A 22477-nucleotide genomic window follows, 5' to 3' on the forward strand; every position below is an offset into this window, starting at 1 on the left:
AGACTTCAACGTGACTGACCGCCCCTGGCTTTCGAGCTATCCGCAAGGCGTGCCTGCCGACATCGACGCTTCGCACTACACCTCGCTCGTCGGGCTGATGGAGGAGAGCTTCACCAAGTACGCCGATCGCACGGCCTACAGCTTCATGGGCAAGGACGTGAGCTACGCGGAGGTCGACCGCCAGAGCCGCGCCTTCGGGGCGTATCTGCAAGGCATCGGTCTCGCCAAGGGCGATCGCGTCGCGGTGATGATGCCGAACTGCCCGCAGTACCCGATCGCAGTCGCGGGCCTGCTGCGTGCGGGCCTCATCCTGGTCAACGTCAACCCGCTCTACACCCCGCGCGAACTGGAGCACCAGCTCAAGGATTCCGGCGCCAAGGCCATCGTGCTGATGGAGAACTTCGGCACCACGCTGCAGCAGTGCCTCGCGCACACGCCAGTCAAGCACATCGTGCTGGCCTCGATGGGCGATCGGCTCGGCATGTTGAAGGGCGCGATCGTCAACTACGTCGTGCGCAACGTGAAGAAGCTGGTGCCCGCGTACAGCCTGCCCGGCGCGGTGCGCTTCAATGACGCGCTCGAGAAGGGCGCGACGCGCAAGCTGCAGGCGCCGGCGCTCGGTCCCGATGACGTCGCGGTGCTGCAATACACCGGCGGCACCACTGGCGTCTCGAAGGGTGCGGTGCTCCTGCATCGCAACGTGATCGCGAACGTGTTGCAGTCCGAGGCGTGGAACGATCCGGTCATGCAGAAGGTGCCGGCCGGCGAGCAGCCGACGAGCGTCTGCGCGCTGCCGCTGTATCACATCTTCGCGTTCACGGTCGGCATGATGCTGTGCATGCGCACCGGCGGGAAGCTGATCCTGATCCCCAATCCGCGCGACATCGCGACAACGCTCAAGGAACTGTCGAAGCACACCTTCCACAGCTTCCCGGCGGTGAACACGCTGTTCAATGGCCTCGCGAACCATCCCGACTTCAACACCGTCAACTGGAAGAACCTGAAGGTCTCCGTCGGCGGCGGCATGGCCGTGCAAGGCGCGGTCGCCAAGCTCTGGCTCGAGAAGACCGGCTGCCCGATCTGCGAAGGCTATGGCCTTTCGGAAACCTCGCCCTCGGTCACCTGCAACCCGACCACTAGCATTGCCTACACCGGCACCATCGGCGTGCCGTTGCCGAGCACCTACGTGAAGCTGGTCGACGACGACGGCAACGAAGTCGCGCCCGGCCAGTCCGGCGAACTGGCGGTGATGGGGCCGCAGGTGATGGCCGGTTACTGGCAGCGTCCCGACGAGACCGCCAAGGTCATGACCGCCGACGGTTACTTCAAGACCGGTGACGTCGCAGTCGTCGATGAGCGCGGCTACTTCAAGATCGTCGATCGCAAGAAAGACATGATCCTCGTGTCGGGCTTCAATGTGTATCCGAACGAGATCGAGGACGTCGTCGCACAGATTCCGGGCGTGCTCGAATGCGCGGCGGTCGGTATTCCCGACGACAAGACCGGCGAAGCAGTGAAGCTCGTGATCGTCAAGAAGAACCCCGATCTCACTGAAGCCGAGGTGCGCGCGTTCTGTCACGACAACTTGACGGGTTACAAGCGGCCGCGCGTGATCGAGTTCCGCACCGATCTGCCCAAGACGCCTGTCGGAAAAATTCTGCGCCGCGAGTTGCGCGACACCAAAAAATAAGGGTTCCGCCGGGGACGAGACCCGGCATCGCTCTTGCATATTGGGTGATGAATGTTCCGCTTCATCGTCACGCGTGCGAGCCTGCTCGTGCCGACCTTCATCGGCATGACCTTGCTCGCCTTTTTCCTGATCCGGCTGGTCCCCGGCGACCCGATTGAAACGCTCGCCGGCGAGCGCGGCATCGACCCTGCGCGCCATGCTGTCCTGCTGAAGGAATACGGGCTCGACAAGCCGCTCCTCACGCAATACGGCATCTACATCGAGCGCGTGCTGCACGGCGACCTAGGCAAGTCGGTGATCACGCAGGAGCCGGTGATGAGCGAGTTTCTCGCGCTCTTTCCGGCCACTGTCGAGCTCGCGATCTGCGCGGTGCTCTTTGCACTGCTGCTGGGCATTCCGGCGGGCATCATCGCGGCGGTCAAACGCAACTCCGTGTTCGACCACGGCGTGATGGCGACATCGCTCACCGGCTACTCGATGCCGATCTTCTGGTGGGGCCTGCTGCTGATCTTGTTCTTCTCGGTGCAGCTCGGCTGGACGCCCGTGTCGGGCCGCATCGCGGTGCAGTACTACATCGAGCCTGTCACCGGCTTCCTGCTGATCGATTCGCTGCTGTCGGATGACAAGGGCGCTTTCTTCTCGGCGGTACAGCACCTGATCCTGCCGGCGATCGTGCTCGGCACCAACACGCTTGCGGTCATCGCGCGCATGACGCGCTCAGCCATGCTCGAAGTGCTGGGCGAGGACTACATCCGCACCGCCCGCGCCAAGGGTCTCGCACCGATCCGGGTGGTCGGCGTGCATGCGCTGCGCAACGCGCTGATCCCGGTGGTGACGGTGATCGGCTTGCAGGTCGGCGTGCTCTTCACCGGCGCGATCCTGACCGAGACCATTTTTTCGTGGCCGGGCGTGGGCAAGTGGCTCATCGAGGCTATCGCCCGTCGCGACTATCCGGTGCTGCAGGGCGGCATGCTGCTGCTCGGCGTGATCGTGATGCTGGTCAACGTGCTCGTCGACCTCGCGTACGGCCTTATCAATCCGCGTATCAGGCAGGCACGATGAGCTCGGTGGCTGTTCCTTCCAACAAGAGCGCGCCGCCCGGCCCGTGGCGCGAGTTCTGGATTTCGTTTTCCGCCAATCGCGGCGCGGTGATCGGTCTCGGCGTCATCGTGCTTCTGCTGCTGGTAGCGCTCTTCGCGCCATGGATTGCGCCGCATGCGCCCAACCAGACCGACAGCAGCGCCTTCCTGCGACCTCCTGCATGGCAGGCAGGTGGCTCCATCACGCATCTGCTCGGCACCGACGCCATCGGTCGCGACGTACTTTCACGGTTGATGTATGGCGCGCGACTGTCGTTGTCGATCGGTGTCGCGGTGGTGGCGATCTCGGTCGCAGTCGGCATTGCGCTCGGCATGGTCGCTGGCTTCTTCCGCGGCATCCTCGAGATCGCGATCATGCGGCTGATGGACGTGATCCTCACGCTGCCGAGCCTGCTGCTCGCCATCGTGATCGTCGCGATTCTGGGACCGGGACTCATCAACGCGATGCTCGCCGTTGCGATCGTGGTGTTGCCGCACTACGTGCGCATCACGCGCGCGGCGGTCATCTCCGAAGTCTCGCGTGACTACGTCACTGCCGCGCGCGTGAGCGGCGCCGGCACGCTGCGCCTGATGTTCAGCGAAGTGCTGCCCAACTGCGCCGCGCCGCTCATCGTGCAGGCCTCGCTCGGTGTCTCGACTGCGATTCTTGATGCGGCCGCACTGGGCTTCCTCGGCCTCGGTGCGCAGCCGCCTTCACCGGAGTGGGGAACCATGCTCGCCGATGCACGTGAATTCGTGTTGCGTGCATGGTGGGTCGTCACCTTCCCTGGCCTCGCGATCCTCGCCGCCGTGCTTGCGTTCAACCTGCTGGGCGACGGCTTGCGCGATGCGCTCGATCCCAAACTCAAGCGATAGCCATGGCACTCCTCGACATCCGTGATCTCCACGTGGAGTTCCCTTCGCAGGGCGGCACGCTGCATGCGGTCGATGGCGTGAGCCTCAGGCTCGAAGAAGGCGAAGTGCTCGGCATCGTCGGCGAATCGGGTTCGGGCAAGAGCGTCACGATGATGGCGCTGATGGGCCTCATCGGTTGGCCCGGCCAAGTGCGTGCGGAGCATCTGCGCTTTGCGGGGCACGACCTGCTCGGCTTGACCGACAAGGCACGTCGCGGCCTCGTCGGCAAGGACATCGCGATGATCTTCCAGGAGCCGACGACCAGCCTCAACCCGTGCTTCACGATCGGCTGGCAGCTCATGGAAACCATCCGGCTGCATCTGCGTCTCGACAAGCGCGAAGTGAAGAAACGCGCGATCGAGCTGCTCGAACAGGTCGGCATCCCGGCTGCTTCGTCGCGGCTCAACAGCTATCCGCATCAACTCTCAGGTGGCATGAACCAGCGCGTGATGATCGCGATGGCGATCGCGTGCAATCCGCGTCTCCTGATTGCCGACGAGCCGACCACCGCGCTCGACGTCACCATCCAGGCGCAGATCCTCGACCTGCTGCGCACGCTGCAGAAGGAGCGCGGCATGGGGCTCGTGCTCATCACGCACAACATGGGTGTGGTCAGCGAGATGGCGCAGCGCGTGGCCGTGATGTATGCCGGCCAGCTGATGGAAGAGCGCAGCGTGGACGATCTCTTCGCGATGCCGCAGCACCCGTACACCGCCGCGCTACTTGCTGCGCTGCCCGAGCGCGCGACCGGCGAGCAGCGACTGGCGACCATCGCCGGCGTGGTGCCTGGCGTGCATGACCGGCCGGCGGGTTGCCTATTCGCGCCGCGCTGTGCCTATGCCACGCCGCATTCGCACGCCGTGCGTCCCGAGCTGCGCGAATGGCTCGGCGGACAGGTGCGCTGTCACTATCCGCTCGGCGAGCGGGATCGGGATGCGCACCGTCTGCGGGATGGCGGCCAGGTCGTGGAGTTCGTGCGATGAGCGAGGTCGTGGTCGAGGCGAAGGACCTGCAGCGCGTCTACACCGTGCGGCGCGGTTTGTTCCATGCGCCGGCGCATCTGCAGGCCGTCGGCAGCATTTCCTTCAAGCTGGAGAAGGGCCGCACGCTCGCAGTGGTCGGTGAATCGGGCTGCGGCAAGTCGACGCTCGCGCGCATGGTCTCGCTGATCGAGAAGCCCACGGCCGGCTCGCTGACGCTGGTGGGGGTCGATGCGGTTCATCCGCCCGCTGACCGCAAGCGCGAGCTGCGCCGCGCGGTGCAGCTCGTGTTCCAGAACCCCTACGGATCGCTCAATCCGCGCAAGAAGATCGCGACGGTGCTCGAGGATCCGCTGGCCATCAACACCACGCTCGGCAAGGCGGAGCGCGCCGCAAAGGCGCGCGAGATGCTCGCGCGCGTCGGCCTGCGGCCCGAGTACGCGAACCGCTATCCGCACATGTTCTCCGGCGGGCAGCGGCAGCGCATCGCGATCGCGCGTGCGCTCATGCTCGGTCCGCAGTTGCTGGTGGCCGACGAGCCGGTGTCGGCGCTCGACGTGTCGATCCAGGCGCAGGTGCTGAACCTGCTCGCGGACTTGCAGGCGGAACTCGGGCTTTCGTACCTCTTCATCTCGCACGACCTTGGCGTGGTGCGTCACATCGCGCATGACGTGCTGGTGATGTACCTGGGCCATGCGGTCGAGCAGGGTCCGAAGGCGCGCATCTTCGCGCGGCCGCTGCATCCCTACACGCAGGCTCTGCTGGCGTCGACGCCGGGCCTGGCCGAGCAGCGCATCGTGCTCAAGGGCGAATTGCCATCGCCGCTTTCGCCGCCACCGGGCTGCGTGTTCAACACCCGCTGCGCTCATGCCACCGAGCGTTGCCGCGCCGAGCGCCCGTTGCCGCGTCTGCTCGACGAGCGGCTGGTGGCTTGCCATCACGCCGAAAAGTTTCTGGATGGCGTGGCCGTGGGCCACGTCGACCATTCCCCGCCCGCCGTTGCGCGGATTCAACCCTGAAGGAGCAGAGTCTCATGTCCCACATCTCCAAACTCTCGCGCCGTCTGCGCGCCGCCTCGCTGCTGGCGCCGACCGCGCTCGCGCTGGCTTGCGGCGCGGCGTCGGCGAAGACGCTGGTCTTTTGCTCCGAGGGCAGTCCCGAGAACTTCTATGCGGCGGTGAACACGACGGGCACGTCGTTCGACGTCACCACGCAGGTCTACAACAACCTCGTCGAATTCGAGCGCGGCGGCACCAAGGTCGTGCCGGGCCTTGCAGAAAGCTGGACCATCTCGCCCGATGGCACCGAGTACACCTTCAAGCTGCGCAAGGGCGTGAAGTGGCACAACACCTCCAAGAGCTTCAAGCCGACGCGCGACTTCAATGCCGATGACGTGATCTTCATGATGGAGCGGCAGTGGAAGGAAAGCGACCCCTACTACAAGGTCACGAGCACGAATCACTCGTACTTCAACGACATGGGCATGCCCAAGCTGCTGAAGTCCATCGATCGCATCGACGACTACACGGTGAAGTTCGTGCTGAACAAGCCGGAGGCGCCTTTCCTTGCGAACCTCGCAATGCCGTATGCCGGCATCCAGTCGAAGGAATACGCGATCGCGATGCTCAAGGCCGGCACGCCCGAGAAGGTCGACCAGGACCCGATCGGCACGGGCCCGTTCTATCTCGTGCAGTACCAGAAGGACGCGATCGTCCGCTTCAAGGCCTTCCCGCAATACTGGGGCGGCAAGGCCAAGATCGACGACCTCGTCTTCGCGATCACGCCCGATGCCTCGGTGCGCTGGGCCAAGCTGCAGAAGGGTGAATGCCATGTGATGCCGTATCCCAACCCCGCAGACCTGGATGCGATTCGCAAGGATGCGAATGTGCAGGTGCTCGAACAGCCCGGCCTGAACGTCGGCTACCTCGCCTACAACACGACCAAGAAGCCATTCGATGACGTGCGCGTGCGCAAGGCGATCAACATGGCGATCAACAAGAAGGCGATCATCGACGGCGTTTACCTGAGCACCGGCGTCGCGGCAAAGAACCCGATCCCGCCGACGATGTGGTCGTACAACGACTCGGTCAAGGACGATCCGTACGATCCCGAAGCCGCGAAGAAGCTGCTCGCGCAGGCGGGCTATGCGGACGGCTTCACGACCGATCTGTGGGCGATGCCGGTGCAGCGGCCTTACAACCCGAACGCGAAGCGCATCGCCGAGCTGATGCAGGCCGATCTCGCCAAGGTCGGCGTGAAGGCCGAGATCAAGTCCTTCGAATGGGGCGAGTACCGCAAGCGCATGCAGGCCGGCGAGCACCAGATGGGCATGCTCGGCTGGACCGGTGACAACGGCGACCCGGACAACTTCCTCTACACCTTGCTCGGTTGCGCGTCGGCGCAGTCGAACGGCAGTAACGTGGCGAAGTTCTGCTACCAGCCGTACGAAGACCTGGTGGTGAAGGCCAAGAACGTGCCGAAGCAGGCGGAGCGCGACGAGCTCTACAAGAAGGCACAGGTGATCTTCAAGGAGCAGGCGCCGTGGTTCACGATCGCGCATGCGGTGCAGCTGAAGCCTGTGCGCAAGGAAGTGGTCGACTTCAAGCTGAGCCCGTTCGGCCGCCACACCTTCTACGGCGTTGATATTAAGTAAACCCCCAGCCTCGCCCACTTCGTGTGGCTCTGCACCCCCTTGCAGGGGGCAACCCCGGCGGCCCGGCCAAGCCGGTTCCGCGGGGTTTCCCGCTTGGGCCAGTGATGGCGCGCTTCGATGAATGATTCTGTGATCGCGCCCATCGCCATCGTCTCGGCGATGCACGAGGAGCTGGGCGCCTTGCTCGCGCAGATGCCGGACGAGCAACGCATTCCGGTTGGCGGACGCGACTTCTGGGTGGGCCATCTGCAGGGACAACTCATCGTCGCGGTGCTGTCGCGCATCGGCAAGGTGGCGGCCGCGACGACTGCTACGGTGCTGCTGGAGCGCTTCGGCGCACGGGCCGTTGTCTTCACCGGGGTCGCTGGCGGGTTGGCGCCCGGCGTGGACGTCGGCGACGTGGTGGTGGCGACGCGACTGCTCCAGCACGATCTCGATGCCTCGCCCATCTTTCCGAAATACGAAGTGCCGCTGACCGGTCATGCGCGCTTCGCGGCCGACACGGAAATCAGCGACGCACTCGCCGTCGTGGCCGCTGACGTGTTGGCCGATCCGGTGACGCTGCTCGGCGAGAAGGTGGCTGACGACTTTGCGCTGAAGGCACCGAAGGTTCACCGCGGCTTGCTGATCAGCGGCGATCGCTTCGTGTCGACCGCCGCCGAAAGCGAAGCGCTGCGCCGTGACCTGCCCGATGCGCTTGCGGTGGAAATGGAAGGCGCGGCCGTTGCGCAGGTCTGTCACGACTTCGGCGTGCCGTTCGCGGCAGTGCGGACCATCTCCGACCGCGCCGACGACGCGGCGCACGGCGACTTCACGCGCTTCGTCTCTTCGGTGGCGAGCCGCTACAGCCTCGCCCTGGTCAGCGCCTGGCTAGCAACTCTCTCGGAGCCATAAGACGCTCAAGTCATCGTGTACCAGGGCACCCGCGGAACCGGCTACGCCGGGCCGCCGGGTGCGCCCCCTTGAGGGGGTGCAGAGCCACACGAAGTGGGCGAGGCTGGGGGTGGGCTACTTCAACCAGCCTCGGCGGCGGAAGTACCACATCGGGACCAACGCGCTGGCGACCATCAGGCCGATCGCAAATTCGTACCCGAACGACCACTCGAGTTCCGGCATGAACTTGAAGTTCATGCCGTAGACGCTGGCGATCAGCGTCGGCGGCAGGAGCGCGACGCTCGCGACCGAGAAGATCTTGATGGTCTTGTTCTGGTTGATGTTGATGAAACCGACGGTTGCATCCATCAGGAAGTTGATCTTGTCGAAGAGGAAGGCGGTATGGCTGTCGAGCGATTCGATGTCGCGAAGAATCTGCCGCGCTTCCTCGAACTGCTCGGCATTGAGCATGCGGCTGCGCATCATGAAGCTCACGGCGCGGCGCGTGTCCATGACATTGCGGCGGATGCGACTGTTCAAGTCTTCCTGCCGCGCGATGAGGCCGAGCACCTCGCCGGCCAGTTCATCGCTCACGTTGCCCGACAGCACTTTCTTGCCGGCCAATTCCAGTTCGTCGTAGATGTTCTCGAGCGTGTCGGCCGAATATTCCGCGTCGGCGTCGAACAGCTTCAGGAGCACTTCCTTCGCGTCCTCGATCAAGCCGGGCGCGCGGCGCGCGCGCATGCGAACGAGGCGGAACACCGGCACGTCCTCGTCGTGGATCGAGAACAGCACGCCACGGCTGCGCAACTCGGTGTTGTGCTGATTGAGGATGAAGGCGACGCGCACCGAACGCGGGTTCTCGGCGTCATCGATCAGGAAGTCGCTGCGGATGTGGAGTTCGCCGTTGTCTTCCTCATAGAAGCGCGCGGATTCCTCGATGTCCTCGTCCATCGCGTCTTCAGGGATGGACAGGCCGTAGTACTGCTTGATCCAGCGCTTCTCCTCGAGGGTCGGCGATTCGAGATCGACCCAGATCGGCTGGAACTTGGACAGCTCCTCCAGCGCCTCGATCTCTTCCTGGACGAGGCGGCCATTGGCGAGCGTGAAGATGTTGAGCATGGCTCACTCCCTGTGAAAGTCTGGCGGTATGGCGAGTGGGGTGGGGCGCTTTCAATCCCCTCGCCGGCAGTGCGTCAGAAGGGGAGTGAAAGCTGCCGAGACGGGACGATTTCCATCGAAAAACTCCGGTTTTGCAGCGAGGCGCGATTATGTCATCGGGTTGTTACCAAGGCATCGCGACCTCTGGATAAACATCCAGTACAGTTGCGCTCGATGTCGAGCGTCGCGACCCCCTTGATCCACAGCCCCGAAGAGCGGCTTGCCGAGGCGCTCGCGCAACTCAACGACGCACAGCGCGCGGCAGTGCAGCATGGGCTCGATGCCGCGCTCGGCGATGCCGCGCGAGACGAACGCCCGCTGCTGGTGATCGCCGGCGCCGGTTCGGGCAAGACCAGCACATTGGCGCATCGGGTGGCCAACCTGATCGCCCGCGGAGCGGATCCACAGCGCATTCTTCTGCTGACCTTCTCCCGCCGTGCTGCGCAGGAAATGGAGCGCCGCGCCGGCCAGGTGCTTGTGCGTGTATTGGGCCTGCCCTCGCAATCACCGCCGGCATTGCCGTGGGCCGGCACCTTCCACGGCGTGGGTGCGCGGCTGCTGCGCGAGTACGCCGCGCAGATCGGTCTGGACGAGAACTTCACCATCCACGACCGCGGCGACGCCGAGGATCTGATGGGGCTCGTGCGCAACGACCTTGGGCTATCGACCTCCGCCCGGCGGTTCCCGCTGAAGGGCACCTGCGTCTCGATCTATTCGCGCACCGTGAACACCTGTGCACCTCTGGCGGAAGTACTCAAGCAGGCGTTCCCGTGGTGCGCGGAATGGGAGACCGAACTCAAGCGGCTCTTCGGCGCTTATGTCGAAGCCAAGCAGCAACAGCACGTGCTCGACTATGACGATCTGCTGTTGTACTGGGCCGAGATGATGTCGGAGCCGACGCTCGCACGGCAGGTCGGCGAGCGGTTCGATCATGTGCTGGTGGACGAATACCAGGACACCAATCTGCTGCAGGCGGCCATCCTGCGATCGCTCAAGCCCGACGGTCGTGGCGTGACGGTGGTCGGCGACGATGCGCAGTCGATCTACTCGTTTCGCGGCGCAACGGTACGGAACATCCTCGATTTTCCGGAGCACTTCAGCCAGCCGGCGCGCATCGTCACGCTCGAGCGCAACTACCGATCGACCCAGCCGATCCTCGATGTGTCGAATGCGGTAATCGCCGCGGCGGCAGAGCGCCATGCCAAGACGCTCTGGACCGACAAGCCATCGGCGGGCCAGCCGCAGCTTGTGCTGGTGGCGGACGAGGCCGCGCAGGCGACGTGGGTCGCCGATCGTGTGCTCGCGCACCGCGAGGGCGGGCTGGCACTCAAGTCGCAGGCGGTGCTGTTTCGCACATCGACCCATAGCGCCGCGCTCGAACTCGAACTGGCCCGGCGCAACATCCCGTTCGTCAAGTACGGCGGACTCAAGTTTCTCGAAGCGGCGCATGTGAAGGACATGCTCGCGGTGCTGCGTTTCGCGCAGAACCCGCGCGGGCGCATGGCCGGGTTCCGGGTGACCCAGCTCATCCCGGGCATCGGCCCGGTCACGTCTGCAAGGCTGCTCGATGCCATGGATACCGCGGCCGATCCGGGCGAGGTCGTGCGCTCCTTCGTGCCGCCTTCCCAGGCGCAGGCCGAATGGGCGCGATTTGCGGAGGCCTATGCCGCGCTGCGCCAGCCATCGCTTTCGTGGCCAGCCGATATGGAGATCGCCCTGGCGTGGTATCTGCCGCATCTGGAGCGCCTCTACGACGACTCAGGCGTTCGGCGCGGCGATGTGGAGCAACTTGCCCGCCTCGCGGCCGGCTACGGGTCGCGCGAGCGCTTTCTTACCGAGCTGACGCTCGATCCGCCCGAAGCCACCAGCGACCGCCCGGGGCCGCCGCTGCTCGACGAGGACTACCTCATCCTTTCCACCATCCATTCCGCCAAGGGTCAGGAATGGACGTCGGTGCACGTGCTGAACGTGGTCGACGGCTGCATACCCGCCGACGTGGCGCAGGGCGCGCAAGAGCTCGAGGAAGAGCGCCGGCTCCTGTACGTCGCCATGACGCGGGCGCGCGATCACCTGCACCTGCTCGTGCCGCAGCGCTTCTATGTCACGCAGCAGGCGGTTCGCGGCGATCGCCATCTGTATGCCGGTCGCACCCGGTTCATCACGGCGGCCGATGCGAAACGCTTCGAGCAGGTGACCTGGCCGCCACCGCCGCCGCGCGCGCCGCATGTTCCTCCGCCCGCGGCAACGATCGATCTCCTCAGCCGTATGCGCGCCGCCTGGCGTTGAGGCAGGGCGCGGCCCTTCGGTCGGCGTGGTCGTATTTCCCCGGTCTTGACACGTTGACTGGGCTTCCGGATGGGCTGCGATGTCCTGTGTCTCCGGGCTTTTCTGCTATCGATTTCATAGCGATTTCACGCCGTGAATTCGACGTGGATCAAGCATATGTGGCGAAGGCATTGCAATTCGATGACAGCCTGTGCATAGTGAACCGACCTTCCCGCATTTGCTTGTCTTCCCTCTCTTCTCTCCCCACACCCCCCTTGATTTCCCCCGGTCGCGTCTCCCAACTGGAGACACGGCTATTTCCCCAACCGTCAATTTCCAGGAGGTCATTCATGAATTTGACGATCAGCGGTCACCACCTCGACGTCACCCCCGCGCTGGACAACTACGTTAGGAACAAGCTGAGTCGGATCAACCGCCACTTCGATCAAGTCGTCGACGTAAAGGTGATCCTCACGGTGGAAAAGCAAAAGGAAAAGGAACGCCGGCAACGTGCCGAATGCAATATTCACGTCAAGGGCAATGACATGTTCGCGGAAGCGAGCCACGCTGATCTCTACGCCGCAGTCGACGAACTGGTCGACAAGCTCGACAGACAGGTCGTCCGCCACAAGGACCGCCTGCAGGATCACCATCACGCAGCACCCAAGCGTGTGATGTAGTTGCAGCCTTCGGGCAAATACTCTTGCGGGCCGCTTTCAAGCGGCCCTTTGCTTTTTGCGGGCTGGGTGCATAATCGCCCCCGCCCCGCATCAACATGAACCGACTCGCGTCCATCCTGCCGCCCGCTCAAGTGCTTGTGAGCGTCGACGCCACCAGCAAGAAGCGTGCTTTTGAAGAAGCCGGCCTGCTGTTCGAAAACCTGCATGGTCTCGGCCGCGCCCTCATCACCGACAGCCTCTTCGCGCGCGAGCGCCTGGGCTCCACCGGCCTGGGTCATGGCGTAGCCATCCCGCACGGCCGTATCAAGGGTCTCAAGTCGCCGATGGCGGCTGTGTTCCAGCTCGCTAACCCCATCGGGTTCGACGCGCCGGACGAGCAACCGGTCGTCCTGCTCATCTTTCTGCTCGTGCCCGAGGCAGCGACGCAGAAACACCTTGAGATACTTTCCGAGATTGCCGAGCTGCTCAGCGACGCGAACCTGCGCGAGCAGATCAAGTCGAGCACCGATGCGGCGGCGCTGCACGCGCTGATCGCCGGCTGGCAATCCGCCCAGGTCGCCTGAAGCAGTGCTGCCCGACCGGGTCGCTGCTTCGTCCTCCTCGCTCCACTGGAATCCGTCGCCTCTACGGGCAAGCCCGTGCTTGGCGCCGCTCGTCCGCGGCCGCTAGTGCCCCATACTCTGCGCCATCATGAAGCCCACAGTCATCAGCGCCGACGCCATGTTCGAGGAGTTCCGGGGTTCGCTCCGGTGGGAATGGCTGGCGGGTCTGGGGGCCTCGGAGCGCCAGTTCGACCCCGACGTGATCAGCCGGGCCCAGTCCGCGGCGGATCTGGTGGGTTATCTCAACTACATCCATCCTTACCGGGTGCAGATCCTCGGCGCCCGCGAGGTGGCCTATCTCACGCGGGGCACGCACGAGGACTGCGTGCGGCGCATCGCCCGTATCGTCACCCTCGAGCCGCCGATGCTGGTTCTGGCGGACGGTCAGCCGGCGCCTGACGAACTCCTCTCGATCTGCGAGCGCGCTCAACTGCCGCTTTTCGCGACGCGCGAATCGTCGGCCTTCGTGATCGACCTGCTGCGGGCTTACCTATCGAAGCACTTTGCCGAGCGCACCTCGATGCACGGCGTGTTCATGGACATCCTGGGCCTCGGTGTGATGATCACGGGCGAGTCGGGCCTCGGAAAGAGCGAACTCGGCCTTGAGCTGATTTCGCGCGGCAACGGCCTCGTCGCGGACGATGCGGTCGATCTCTACCGCATCAACCAGACCACGCTGGAAGGCCGCTGCCCCGAGCTGCTGCAGAACCTGCTCGAAGTGCGGGGCATCGGCCTGCTGGACATCCGGGCGATCTTCGGCGAGACCGCGGTGCGCCGGAAGATGCGGCTCAAGCTGATCGTGCACCTCGTGCGCCGCGACAGCTTCGAGCGCGACTACGAGCGGATGCCCTCGGCGCCGCTCACCCAGGACGTTCTGGGCATCCCGGTCAGGAAAGTGATCATCCAGGTGGTCGCCGGCCGCAACATCGCCGTGCTGGTGGAAGCGGCAGTGCGCAATTCGATTCTGCAATTGCGCGGCATCGACACCTACGCCGATTTCGTCGCCCGCCACCACAAGGCCATGGAAGCCGCGAGAGACGACGACTGACTCGCTGGGGTTATCTTTTGCTAGTGCACTCGGCGCACAGGCCGTACAGGGACATGGAGTGATCCTGCAGGATCCAGCCCTTGTCCTTCGCGATCATCTGCTGCCGCCGCTCGATCTCGGCGTCGTAGAACTCCTCGACCCGGCCGCACGACGTGCAGATGAGGTGGTCATGGTGCTTGCCCTCGTTCAGCTCATAGACGGCCTTGCCGCTCTCGAAATGGCTGCGTTCGAGGATCCCGGCCTGCTCGAACTGCGTGAGCACACGGTAGACCGTGGCCAATCCGATGTCGGAATGGTCGTTGAGCAGCACGCGGAACACGTCTTCGGCCGTCATGTGGCGTTGCCCGCCGTTCTGGAAGATCTCGAGGATCTTGAGGCGTGGCAGCGTGGCCTTGAGGCCGGTGTTCTTGAGTTCGTCGATATTGCTCATGAGTCTTCCCTGCGGCCAGCCCGGAAAAGGGGCTTCAGAGGCCAACCGCTACAATGATTTGATCATATCGTCCAACCCCTTTTCCATGCCTGCCATTCCCCAACGCCGTCTCTGGCCGCTTGCTGCCGCCGTCGCGGCAAGCCTGGGCCTCGGCGCTTGCAGCAGTGTCAACAACAGCGCGCGCAATGCGCTGTACGCGGTCACTCCCTACAAGATCGAAGTGGTCCAGGGCAATTTCGTGTCCAAGGAGCAAGTCGAGGCGCTCAAGCCCGGCATGACGCGCCAGCAGGTGCGCGAAATCCTCGGCACCTCGTTGCTGACCGATGTCTTCCATTCCAACCGCTGGGACTACGTCTTCACGATCCGTCGCCAGGGCGTCGAGCCGCAGCAGCGCCGGCTGACCCTGTACTTCAACGGCGAGGTGCTCGATCGCTTCGAGGGCGATCCGATGCCGAGCGAAGAAGAGTTCGTCGCCACGCTCGACACCCGGCGCCGCATCGGCAAGGTGCCCCAGCTCGAAGCGTCGGAAGACCAGCTCAAGAAATACGAGCCCAGCGACAAGGACAAGGCAAAGGACAAACCGTCCGACAGCGAGCCTGCCGCATCGACCGCGCCGCTGCCGGCTGCGTATCCTCCGCTCGAATCGCGCTGATCCGCGCACGCCGGTCCAGCGACCGGCGTGATCCCCCGAATCTGCATTTCCGAGGTCGAGACTCGTGACTGCCAATCCCACTTCCTCTTCCTCCCTCCGCCGCGTCGCCGTTGCCGGTGCTTCCGGGCGCATGGGCCACATGCTCATCGAGGCCGTGCGGCAATCCGGCGATTGCCAGCTGGCCGGCGCGCTCGACATCGCCGGCAGCAGCGCCATCGGCACGGATGCCAGCGCCTTCCTGGGCGCGCCGAGCGGCGTCCCGATCGTTTCCGATCTGCGCGAGGGGCTGAAGAACGCCCAGGTCCTGATCGACTTCACCCGGCCCGAAGGCACGATGGCGCATCTCGCCGTGTGCCGCGAACTCGGCGTGCAGCTCGTGATCGGCACGACCGGCTTCAGCGATGCGCAAAAAGCCGAGATCGCCGCGGCCGCCAAGGACATCGCGATCATGTTCGCGCCCAACATGAGCGTTGGCGTCAATGTGACCTTGAAGCTGCTCGAGATGGCCGCCAAGGCGATGTCGACCGGCTACGACATCGAAATCATCGAAGCGCACCACCGCCACAAGATCGACGCGCCTTCGGGCACCGCCCTGAAGATGGGCGAGGTGATTGCCGATGCGCTCGGCCGTGACCTCAAGCAGTGCGCGGTGTACGGCCGCGAGGGCGTGACCGGCGAGCGCGATCCTTCGACGATCGGCTTCGCGACCATCCGCGGCGGCGACATCGTCGGCGACCACACAGTGCTGTTTGCCGGCACCGGCGAGCGCATCGAGATCTCGCACAAGTCCTCCAGCCGCGCCGGCTACGCGCAGGGCAGCCTGCGCGCGGTGCGATTCCTGGCTGACAAGCGCGCGGGCCTCTTCGACATGTTCGACGTGCTGAACCTCCGCTGACTATCGCATGAGCGTCATCGAGCTGCTTGCGCACGGTGACGGCGTCAGCCGTTCGGTGGCGATTCTCCTGCTGGTCATGTCGATCTCGAGCTGGGTCGTGATCCTCTGGAAGGCCTGGCTGCTGCGCGGCGGCACGCGCGACGTGGTCCGCAGCATCGCCGCGTTCTGGCAATCGCCGTCGCTCGGCGAGGCCGAGTCCAGTCTCAAGTCCTTCGATCGCGCCGAGCTGGTGCTGCCGGCGGTGAGCGCGGTTCGTCATCTTGCGGTGCAGGCCGATGGCGGCACGCTTGGCGGAGCGGTGAATCGCACCCAGCGTGTCACGCGTGTCCTGCGCGACGCGCTGCATGCGGCGCTCCGGCGCCTGCAATCCGGCCAGATCCTGCTTGCGACCGTGGGGGCGACCGCGCCCTTTGTGGGTCTTCTGGGCACCGTCTGGGGCATCTACCGCGCACTGGTCGGCATTGCCGGCGAAACCGGCGGCTTCACCATCGACAAGGTCGCCGGTCCGGTCGGCGAGGCGCTGATCATGACCGCCTTCGGCCTCGCGGTCGCGATCCCTGCCGTGCTGGCCTACAACGTGTTTGGGCGCGTCGTCGGCCGTATCGAGGCCGAACTCGAAGGTTTTGCGCACGACCTGCTCGGCATGCTGGGCGAGCCGGAGGTCTGAGCCATGGCCTTCGGTCGCACGTCGCTCGGCAGCACGCCCACCGGCGGGCGCTCGATCGGCGCGGGCGGACAGCGACCGCTGTCGGACATCAACGTCACGCCGCTGGTGGACGTGATGCTTGTGCTGCTGGTGATCTTCATCATCACCGCGCCGCTGATGGCGAGCTCGATCAAGCTCGATCTGCCGCGCACCGATGCCGGCAAGCCCAACGAGACGCCCAAGTTCGTGAGCCTCGTCGTCGATGCGTCGGGCAAGGTATTCCTCAACGAGCAGCCGGTTTCGAACGATGAACTCGCGGCCGGGCTCGCCAAGGCGGCCGCCGACAGCCGCGACACCGAAGTCCAGCTCCGCGCCGACCAGGCCGTGCCCTACGGCAAGGTGGTCGAACTCATGGGCATCGCCAACAAGGCGGGGCTGAGCCGCATTGGCTTCGTGACTGAAGCGCCCCCACCCAAGTAGCCAGCCGCCGGCGAAGCCCGGCGCGTTCGGGAAACACCGCGGAACCGGCTTGGCCGGGCCGCAGGTGTTGCCCCCTGAAAGGGGTGGAGAGCGACACGAAGTGCGCGAGCCTGGGGGTTAGCTCAGCTGCACCGGCTTGGTGTGCCAAATCTGGTGTGCGTACTCTGCGATCGTCCGGTCCGACGAAAACGCCCCCATCCCCGCCACATTGAGGATCGCCATGCGCGTCCACGCTTCCGGATCGCGGTAGAGCGCATCGACCTTGCCCTGCGCCTCGATGTAGCTGGCGTAATCGGCCAACAGAAGATAGTGGTCGCCCCAGCTCACCAGCGCGTCGAAGATCTCGTGATAGCGCGTCGGCTCGGCCGGGGAGAACAAGCCGTCACGGATGCTGTCGAGCACACGCTGCAGTTCCGGATTGGCCTCGTAGTAGTCGCGCGGCTGATAACCGCTCGCGCGAATCGCCGCCACCTGCGGCGTGGTGTTGCCGAAGATGAAGAAATTCTCCGCGCCGACGTTCTCGCGCATCTCGACATTGGCGCCGTCGAGCGTGCCGATGGTCAGCGCACCGTTGATCGCGAACTTCATGTTGCCGGTGCCGGACGCTTCGGTGCCCGCGGTCGAAATCTGCTCCGACAGATCGGCCGCCGGCATGATCATCTCGGCCAGGCTCACGCTGTAGTTGGGAATGAACACCACCTTGAGCAGCCGGCCGACGCGCTCGTCATTGTTGATGGTGTGCGCGACGTCATTGATGAGCCGGATCACCAGCTTGGCCATGTGATACGCCGACGCCGCCTTGCCCGCGAACACCACCACGCGCGGCACATGGTTGGCCTCGGGCGCTTCCAGGATACGGTGGTAGCGCGTGATGACATGCAGCACATTGAGCAGCTGCCGCTTGTACTCGTGGATGCGCTTGACCTGCACGTCGAACATGGCGTCGGTGTCGATGTCGATGCGCAGGTGCTCGTCGATCCAGTTCGCGAGCCGCAGCTTGTTCTCGCGCTTGGCATGGCGGAAGGCGCGCACGAAGGCCGGCTGCTGTGCCATCGGACGCAGCACTTCGAGCTGCATCAGGTCGCGCCGCCAGCCGCGGCCGATGCGCGTGTCGAGCAGCGTCGCGAGCGGCGAATTGGCCTGGGCCAGCCACCGGCGCGGTGTGACGCCATTGGTCTTGTTGTTGAAGCGCTCGGGAAACAGCTTCGCGAAGTCCGCGAAGATCGATTGCTTCATCAGCTCGGAATGCAGCCCGGAGACGCCGTTGACCGAATGGCTCGCCAGCACCGCCACATAGGCCATGCGCACGCGCCGTTCGCCCGACTCGTCGATGAGCGACAGCCGGCGCATCAGTTCGACGTCATGGCCGCACGTTTGCGTCACGCTGGCGAGGAAGCGCGCGTTGATGTCGAACAGGATCTGGAGGTGGCGCGGCAGCACGCGGCCGAACATCTCCACCGGCCAGGTCTCCAGCGCCTCGTGCATCAGCGTGTGATTGGTGTAGCTGAACACCTTCTGCGTGTGCGCCCAGGCGATGTCCCACGGCAGGTCGTGCTCGTCCACGAGCAGGCGCATCAGCTCCGGCACGGCCAGCACGGGGTGTGTGTCGTTGAGGTGGATGCTGACCTGGTCCGGCAGATCGTCGAAGGTCGTGTGGTTGCGCAGGTAGCGGCGCAGCAGGTCCTGCACGCTCGCGCTGACGAAGAAGTACTCCTGGTGCAGCCGCAGCTCGCGGCCCGAGGGCGTGGAATCGTCGGGATAGAGCACGCGCGAGACGTTCTCCGAGTGATTCTTGCTTTCCACCGCCTCCATGTAGTTGCCGCGGTTGAAGGCCGAGAGATCGATCTCCTCCGTCGCGCGCGCCGACCACAGCCGGAGCGTGTTGGTCGCCTGCGTACCGTAGCCGGGGATGATGGTGTCGTAGGCCACCGCCAGCACGTCGTGCGTGTCGACCCACCTTGCCGCGCCGCCTTCGCCCCGCTGCACATGGCCGCCAAAGCGTACGCGGTAGGTCACCTCGGGCCGCTGGAATTCCCACGGATTGCCGCGTGTGAGCCAGTAGTCCGGCGTCTCGATCTGCTGGCCATCGACGATGCGCTGGCGGAACATGCCGTATTCGTAGCGGATGCCGTAGCCGATGCCGGGCACGCCGAGCGTCGCCATCGAATCGAGAAAGCACGCGGCGAGCCGCCCCAGGCCGCCGTTGCCAAGTGCCGCATCGGGCTCACGCTCGGCAATGGCCTGGATGTCCACACCGAAATCGGCCAGCGCCTGCTTCACGGTGCCCTGCAGTTCCAGCGCAAGCAGCGCGTTGGTGAAGGTGCGGCCGATGAGGAACTCCATCGACAGGTAGTACACGCGCTTCAGCCGCTGCGCGTAGATCTGGCGCGTGGTGGTCATCCAGCGCTCGACGATCTGGTCGCGCACCGCGAGCGCGGTGGCGTGCAGCCAGTCGTCCTGGCTCGCGGCGACCGGGTCCTTGCCGACCGCGTAGATGAGCTTGTTCGCGACCGCGCGCTTGAAGGCAGCCACGTCGCGATCGGGATGGTCGTACTTGAAGTCTTCGATGGTCATGGTGGGGCCGTGTGGTTTCGCGGGGGCGGGGTCAGCCGATCGCCTCGGCATAGACATCGAGATAGCGTGCGGCGGCGGTGCCCCAGTCGGCGGGGCGGCTCATCGCATTGGCGCGCACCGCCCGCCAGTCGGTCGGGCGTCGGTAGAGCGCGAAGGCGCGGCGGACCGCGCGGGCGTAGCCGGCTGCGTCGAAGGCATCGAAGGTGAAGCCGGTCGCGTCGCCGCTTGCCATGTCTTCAAGGGACGCATCGACCACCGTGTCGGCCAGCCCGCCGACGCGATGCACCAGCGGCAGGCTGCCGTACTTGAGGCCGTACATCTGCGTGAGTCCGCAGGGCTCGAACAGCGACGGCACGAGCGTCACGTCGCCGGCGGCGAACAGGCGATGTGCGAGCGGTTCGCTGTAGCCCAGCGTGACGCTGACCGAGCGCGGTGCATCGGTGGCGCGCTGCCGGAATGCGGCTTCGAGGTCGGCATCGCCGCTGCCCAGCAGTGCGAGTTGCCCGCCCTGCGCGACGAGGGCGTCGAGCCCTTCGAGGACGAGTCGCAGGCCCTTCTGCTCGGTCAACCGGCTGACCACCACGAAGAGCGGCGCGTCCGGCTGCGGTGCGAGGCCCAATTCTTCCTGCAGGGCGGTCTTGCAACGCGCTTTGCCGGGCATGCGCCGCGCTTCGTACCGATGCGCGATCAGCGTGTCGGTCGCAGGGTTCCAGACTTGATCGTCGACGGCGTTGAGGATGCCGCTGAGCACATGCGATCGGCTGCGAAGCAGGCCGTCGAGCCCGAAGCCCTGTTCTGGCATCTGGATCTCGTGCGAATAGGTCGGGCTGACGGTCGTGATCCGGTCGGCAAAGCACAGCCCGCCTTTCATGAACGACAACTGGCCGTGGAATTCGAGACCGTTGACGCTGAAGGCGGCCGGGGGCAGACCCAACTCGGAGAAGTGCCAGGGCGCGAACAGCCCCTGGTAGGCCAGGTTGTGCACCGTGAATACGCTGCCCACGCGCGGACGGCCATCGGGTTGCGCGAAGGCCAGGTAGGCCGGCGCGAGTCCGGCATGCCAGTCGTGGGCATGGACCAGTTCGGGGCGCCAGTGCGGGTCGAGGTCACGCGCCAGTTGCGCGGCCGCCCAGCCCAGCAGGGCGAAGCGCCGGTGGTTGTCGCCATAGGGCTGGCGGCTGGTGTCCTCGTAGGGATTGCCGGGGCGATCGTACAGCCAGGGCGCATCGATCACATAGGCTGGAATGGCCGGCGCACCATCGATCGGAATGCGGCCGAAGCGCAGGCGCACCTGTTCGCCCCACGGCGCGGTGAATTCGGCGACTGGCTCGGAATCGGCGATTCCCGCGACGATCGCCGGAAAGCCCGGAAGCAGCACGCGCACGTCCTGCCCGGCCGCCAGCAGCGCGAGCGGCAGCGCGCCCGCGACATCGGCCAGCCCTCCAGTCTTCAGCAGGGGAAACAGTTCGGCGCTGACCTGAAGAATCCGCATGCGTCGTTACTGGGGATAGCCGAGACGCTTGAGCATCTCGCGCGTGACGAGCACCACGCCGCCTTCGGTGCGTTCGAAGCGCGCGGTGTCGGCGTCGGCGTCTTCGCCGATCACCGTGTTCTCGGGCAGGATGCAGGCGCGGTCGATGACCACCTTGTTCAGCCGGCAGCCCTGGCCGATCTGCACGTCGGGCAGCAACACCGCCTCGTTGATCGTGCAGAACGAATGCACGCGCACGCCGGAGAACAGCACGGAACTGCTCACCTTCGAGCCGGAGACGATGCAGCCGCCGGAGACGATGGTGTTGACGGTCATGCCGTGCTTGCCTTCGCGGTCGAGCACGAACTTGGCCGGCGGGAGCTGTCGCTGGTAGGTCCAGATGGGCCAGTCGGTGTCATAGATGTCCAGCTCGGGGGTGATCGAGGCCAGGTCCAGGTTGGCTGCCCAGAATGCATCAATCGTGCCCACGTCGCGCCAGTAGGCCTTGGCGTCGCCGCCGCGCTGGGCGCGGGTCACGCACGACATGCCAAAAGGATGCGCCACCGCGCGCCCCTCCGCCACGGCGCGGGGGATGATGTCCTTGCCGAAGTCGTGGTCCGAGTCGGGGTCGGCGCTGTCTTCCTCGAGCATCCGGTAGAGGTACTCGGCGTCGAAGATGTAGATGCCCATGCTCGCGAGCGCCACATCCGACCTGCCGGGCATCGGGGGCGGGTCGGCGGGCTTTTCGAGGAAATCGACGATGTTGCGGTCGGTGTCCACCGCCATCACGCCGAAGGCCACCGCTTCCATGCGCGGCACTTCGATGCAGCCGACCGTGCAGCCGCGGCCGTGCGCGACATGGTCGGTGAGCATGATCGAGTAGTCCATCTTGTAGACGTGGTCGCCGGCCAGCACCACCACGTAATCATGTGGCGTGGAGCGTGTCCGGAAGATGTCGAGGTTCTGATAGACCGCATCGGCGGTGCCGCGGTACCAGTGCTCGTCGCCCACCCGCTGCTGGGCGGGCAGCACGTCGACCATCTCGTTGAGTTCGGCGCGCAGGAAGCTCCAGCCGCGCTGCAGGTGGCGCATGAGCGAGTGCGACTTGTACTGCGTGACCACCGCCATCCGCCGGATGCCCGAGTTGAGGCAGTTCGACAACGCGAAATCGATGATGCGGAACTTGCCGCCGAAGTACACCGCCGGCTTGGCGCGCCGGTCGGTGAGCTGCTTGAGCCGGGATCCCCGGCCGCCCGCGAGCACCAGCGCGATGGTGCGGCGAACGAGTTGATGGGCCTGCAGGTTCGGTTGCTCGATGTCGTTCATCATTTGCCTCCGTTTGTTGTTTCCCGGTGATTCCAGCCTAGCATTCCGGCGAGCGCT

20 protein-coding genes are annotated in these 22477 nt (G+C 65.2%); 15 read left to right on the forward strand and 5 right to left on the reverse strand.

Features of this window, described 5'->3' with window-relative positions; translation table 11 throughout:
* Positions 1–10 precede the first annotated feature (10 nt).
* The 7 genes from FHW64_RS25260 to FHW64_RS25290 all read left to right on the forward strand — a co-directional run bounded on the left by FHW64_RS25260 (position 11) and on the right by FHW64_RS25290 (position 8211).
* Positions 11–1690 carry a long-chain-fatty-acid--CoA ligase gene (locus FHW64_RS25260; RefSeq protein WP_184530968.1) on the forward strand — a complete coding sequence of 560 codons (1680 nt, stop codon included), beginning with the start codon at positions 11–13 and terminating at the stop codon, positions 1688–1690.
* 51 nt (positions 1691–1741) lie between these two features.
* A complete protein-coding gene (locus tag FHW64_RS25265) occupies positions 1742–2752 on the forward strand; it encodes an ABC transporter permease subunit (RefSeq protein ID WP_184530969.1) in 1011 nt (336 codons plus the stop codon).
* Positions 2749–3645, forward strand: a complete 897-nt coding sequence (locus FHW64_RS25270; RefSeq protein ID WP_184530970.1) for an ABC transporter permease subunit — start codon at positions 2749–2751, stop codon at positions 3643–3645. The genes FHW64_RS25265 and FHW64_RS25270 overlap by 4 nt, the downstream gene beginning before the upstream one ends.
* A gap of 2 nt (positions 3646–3647) precedes the next feature.
* Positions 3648–4667 carry an ABC transporter ATP-binding protein gene (locus tag FHW64_RS25275; RefSeq protein WP_184530971.1) on the forward strand — a complete coding sequence of 340 codons (1020 nt, stop codon included), beginning with the start codon at positions 3648–3650 and terminating at the stop codon, positions 4665–4667.
* Complete coding sequence (locus tag FHW64_RS25280; RefSeq protein ID WP_184530972.1) at positions 4664–5683, forward strand: dipeptide ABC transporter ATP-binding protein; 1020 nt, start codon at positions 4664–4666, stop codon at positions 5681–5683. The genes FHW64_RS25275 and FHW64_RS25280 overlap by 4 nt, the downstream gene beginning before the upstream one ends.
* 14 nt (positions 5684–5697) lie before the next feature.
* Entirely contained in the window at positions 5698–7317 is a 1620-nt protein-coding gene (locus tag FHW64_RS25285) for an ABC transporter substrate-binding protein (RefSeq protein ID WP_184530973.1), read from the forward strand.
* Positions 7318–7434: 117 nt separating this feature from the next.
* Positions 7435–8211, forward strand: coding sequence for a 5'-methylthioadenosine/adenosylhomocysteine nucleosidase (locus tag FHW64_RS25290; protein WP_221210477.1), 777 nt, complete (start codon positions 7435–7437; stop codon positions 8209–8211).
* 114 nt (positions 8212–8325) lie between these two features.
* Here FHW64_RS25290 and corA read toward each other — a convergent pair whose 3' ends face one another.
* Entirely contained in the window at positions 8326–9312 is a 987-nt protein-coding gene (gene corA / locus FHW64_RS25295) for a magnesium/cobalt transporter CorA (protein ID WP_184530974.1), read from the reverse strand.
* Positions 9313–9525: 213 nt separating this feature from the next.
* Between corA and FHW64_RS25300 the strand changes: the two genes are divergently transcribed.
* From FHW64_RS25300 to hprK, 4 genes are all read left to right on the forward strand, one after another.
* Positions 9526–11637, forward strand: a complete 2112-nt coding sequence (locus tag FHW64_RS25300; protein ID WP_184530975.1) for an ATP-dependent helicase — start codon at positions 9526–9528, stop codon at positions 11635–11637.
* A gap of 329 nt (positions 11638–11966) precedes the next feature.
* The gene (gene hpf, locus FHW64_RS25305; RefSeq protein WP_184530976.1) at positions 11967–12296 is read left to right on the forward strand and encodes a ribosome hibernation-promoting factor, HPF/YfiA family; all 330 of its coding nucleotides are present in this window, start codon (positions 11967–11969) and stop codon (positions 12294–12296) included.
* Positions 12297–12391: 95 nt separating this feature from the next.
* A complete protein-coding gene (locus FHW64_RS25310) occupies positions 12392–12859 on the forward strand; it encodes a PTS sugar transporter subunit IIA (protein ID WP_088958292.1) in 468 nt (155 codons plus the stop codon).
* A gap of 127 nt (positions 12860–12986) precedes the next feature.
* Complete coding sequence (gene hprK, locus FHW64_RS25315) at positions 12987–13946, forward strand: HPr(Ser) kinase/phosphatase (protein WP_093166495.1); 960 nt, start codon at positions 12987–12989, stop codon at positions 13944–13946.
* Positions 13947–13956: 10 nt separating this feature from the next.
* Here the strand turns inward: hprK and fur are convergent, their stop codons facing one another.
* Positions 13957–14376 carry a ferric iron uptake transcriptional regulator gene (gene fur / locus FHW64_RS25320; RefSeq protein ID WP_184530977.1) on the reverse strand — a complete coding sequence of 140 codons (420 nt, stop codon included), beginning with the start codon at positions 14374–14376 and terminating at the stop codon, positions 13957–13959.
* An 85-nt stretch (positions 14377–14461) separates the two neighbouring features.
* Here fur and FHW64_RS25325 point away from each other — a divergent pair, with 85 nt between their 5' ends.
* The 4 genes from FHW64_RS25325 to FHW64_RS25340 all read left to right on the forward strand — a co-directional run bounded on the left by FHW64_RS25325 (position 14462) and on the right by FHW64_RS25340 (position 17049).
* On the forward strand, positions 14462–15028 hold the full coding sequence (locus tag FHW64_RS25325; RefSeq protein WP_184530978.1) for an outer membrane protein assembly factor BamE: 567 nt from the start codon (positions 14462–14464) through the stop codon (positions 15026–15028).
* Between the two features lie 64 nt (positions 15029–15092).
* Positions 15093–15923: a 4-hydroxy-tetrahydrodipicolinate reductase gene (gene dapB, locus FHW64_RS25330; RefSeq protein WP_184530979.1), complete on the forward strand. Its 831-nt coding sequence runs from the start codon at positions 15093–15095 to the stop codon at positions 15921–15923.
* A gap of 7 nt (positions 15924–15930) precedes the next feature.
* Positions 15931–16590 (forward strand): MotA/TolQ/ExbB proton channel family protein, encoded by a 660-nt coding sequence (locus tag FHW64_RS25335; protein WP_184530980.1) that lies wholly within the window; start codon positions 15931–15933, stop codon positions 16588–16590.
* Positions 16591–16593: 3 nt separating this feature from the next.
* Positions 16594–17049 carry a biopolymer transporter ExbD gene (locus FHW64_RS25340; RefSeq protein WP_184530981.1) on the forward strand — a complete coding sequence of 152 codons (456 nt, stop codon included), beginning with the start codon at positions 16594–16596 and terminating at the stop codon, positions 17047–17049.
* A gap of 117 nt (positions 17050–17166) precedes the next feature.
* On the opposite strand, the gene FHW64_RS25345 is transcribed toward FHW64_RS25340, so the two are convergent.
* From FHW64_RS25345 to glgC, 3 genes are read right to left on the reverse strand one after another with little or no spacing between them, the layout of a single operon-like run.
* Positions 17167–19623, reverse strand: coding sequence for a glycogen/starch/alpha-glucan phosphorylase (locus FHW64_RS25345; protein WP_184530982.1), 2457 nt, complete (start codon positions 19621–19623; stop codon positions 17167–17169).
* A 31-nt stretch (positions 19624–19654) separates the two neighbouring features.
* Positions 19655–21115, reverse strand: a complete 1461-nt coding sequence (gene glgA / locus FHW64_RS25350) for a glycogen synthase GlgA (protein ID WP_184530983.1) — start codon at positions 21113–21115, stop codon at positions 19655–19657.
* A gap of 6 nt (positions 21116–21121) precedes the next feature.
* On the reverse strand, positions 21122–22420 hold the full coding sequence (gene glgC / locus FHW64_RS25355; protein ID WP_260306331.1) for a glucose-1-phosphate adenylyltransferase: 1299 nt from the start codon (positions 22418–22420) through the stop codon (positions 21122–21124).
* Positions 22421–22477 lie beyond the last annotated feature (57 nt).

Origin of the sequence: Variovorax sp. Sphag1AA, from assembly GCF_014192575.1 — a bacterium.
In the GTDB taxonomy this organism is placed as follows: Bacteria; Pseudomonadota; Gammaproteobacteria; order Burkholderiales; family Burkholderiaceae_C; genus Variovorax.

Excerpts from the sequence above, each read along its gene's own strand:
- FHW64_RS25265 (WP_184530969.1), top strand. The coding sequence starts at position 1,742 with ATGTTCCGCTTCATCGTCACGCGTGCGAGCCTGCTCGTGCCGACCTTC.
- FHW64_RS25270 (WP_184530970.1), top strand. The coding sequence starts at position 2,749 with ATGAGCTCGGTGGCTGTTCCTTCCAACAAGAGCGCGCCGCCCGGCCCG.
- FHW64_RS25275 (WP_184530971.1), top strand. The coding sequence starts at position 3,648 with ATGGCACTCCTCGACATCCGTGATCTCCACGTGGAGTTCCCTTCGCAG.
- FHW64_RS25280 (WP_184530972.1), top strand. The coding sequence starts at position 4,664 with ATGAGCGAGGTCGTGGTCGAGGCGAAGGACCTGCAGCGCGTCTACACC.
- FHW64_RS25285 (WP_184530973.1), top strand. The coding sequence starts at position 5,698 with ATGTCCCACATCTCCAAACTCTCGCGCCGTCTGCGCGCCGCCTCGCTG.
- FHW64_RS25290 (WP_221210477.1), top strand. The coding sequence starts at position 7,435 with ATGAATGATTCTGTGATCGCGCCCATCGCCATCGTCTCGGCGATGCAC.
- corA (WP_184530974.1), bottom strand. The coding sequence starts at position 9,312 with ATGCTCAACATCTTCACGCTCGCCAATGGCCGCCTCGTCCAGGAAGAG.
- FHW64_RS25300 (WP_184530975.1), top strand. The coding sequence starts at position 9,526 with ATGTCGAGCGTCGCGACCCCCTTGATCCACAGCCCCGAAGAGCGGCTT.
- hpf (WP_184530976.1), top strand. The coding sequence starts at position 11,967 with ATGAATTTGACGATCAGCGGTCACCACCTCGACGTCACCCCCGCGCTG.
- FHW64_RS25310 (WP_088958292.1), top strand. The coding sequence starts at position 12,392 with ATGAACCGACTCGCGTCCATCCTGCCGCCCGCTCAAGTGCTTGTGAGC.
- hprK (WP_093166495.1), top strand. The coding sequence starts at position 12,987 with ATGAAGCCCACAGTCATCAGCGCCGACGCCATGTTCGAGGAGTTCCGG.
- fur (WP_184530977.1), bottom strand. The coding sequence starts at position 14,376 with ATGAGCAATATCGACGAACTCAAGAACACCGGCCTCAAGGCCACGCTG.
- FHW64_RS25325 (WP_184530978.1), top strand. The coding sequence starts at position 14,462 with ATGCCTGCCATTCCCCAACGCCGTCTCTGGCCGCTTGCTGCCGCCGTC.
- FHW64_RS25335 (WP_184530980.1), top strand. The coding sequence starts at position 15,931 with ATGAGCGTCATCGAGCTGCTTGCGCACGGTGACGGCGTCAGCCGTTCG.
- FHW64_RS25340 (WP_184530981.1), top strand. The coding sequence starts at position 16,594 with ATGGCCTTCGGTCGCACGTCGCTCGGCAGCACGCCCACCGGCGGGCGC.
- FHW64_RS25345 (WP_184530982.1), bottom strand. The coding sequence starts at position 19,623 with ATGACCATCGAAGACTTCAAGTACGACCATCCCGATCGCGACGTGGCT.
- glgA (WP_184530983.1), bottom strand. The coding sequence starts at position 21,115 with ATGCGGATTCTTCAGGTCAGCGCCGAACTGTTTCCCCTGCTGAAGACT.
- glgC (WP_260306331.1), bottom strand. The coding sequence starts at position 22,420 with ATGAACGACATCGAGCAACCGAACCTGCAGGCCCATCAACTCGTTCGC.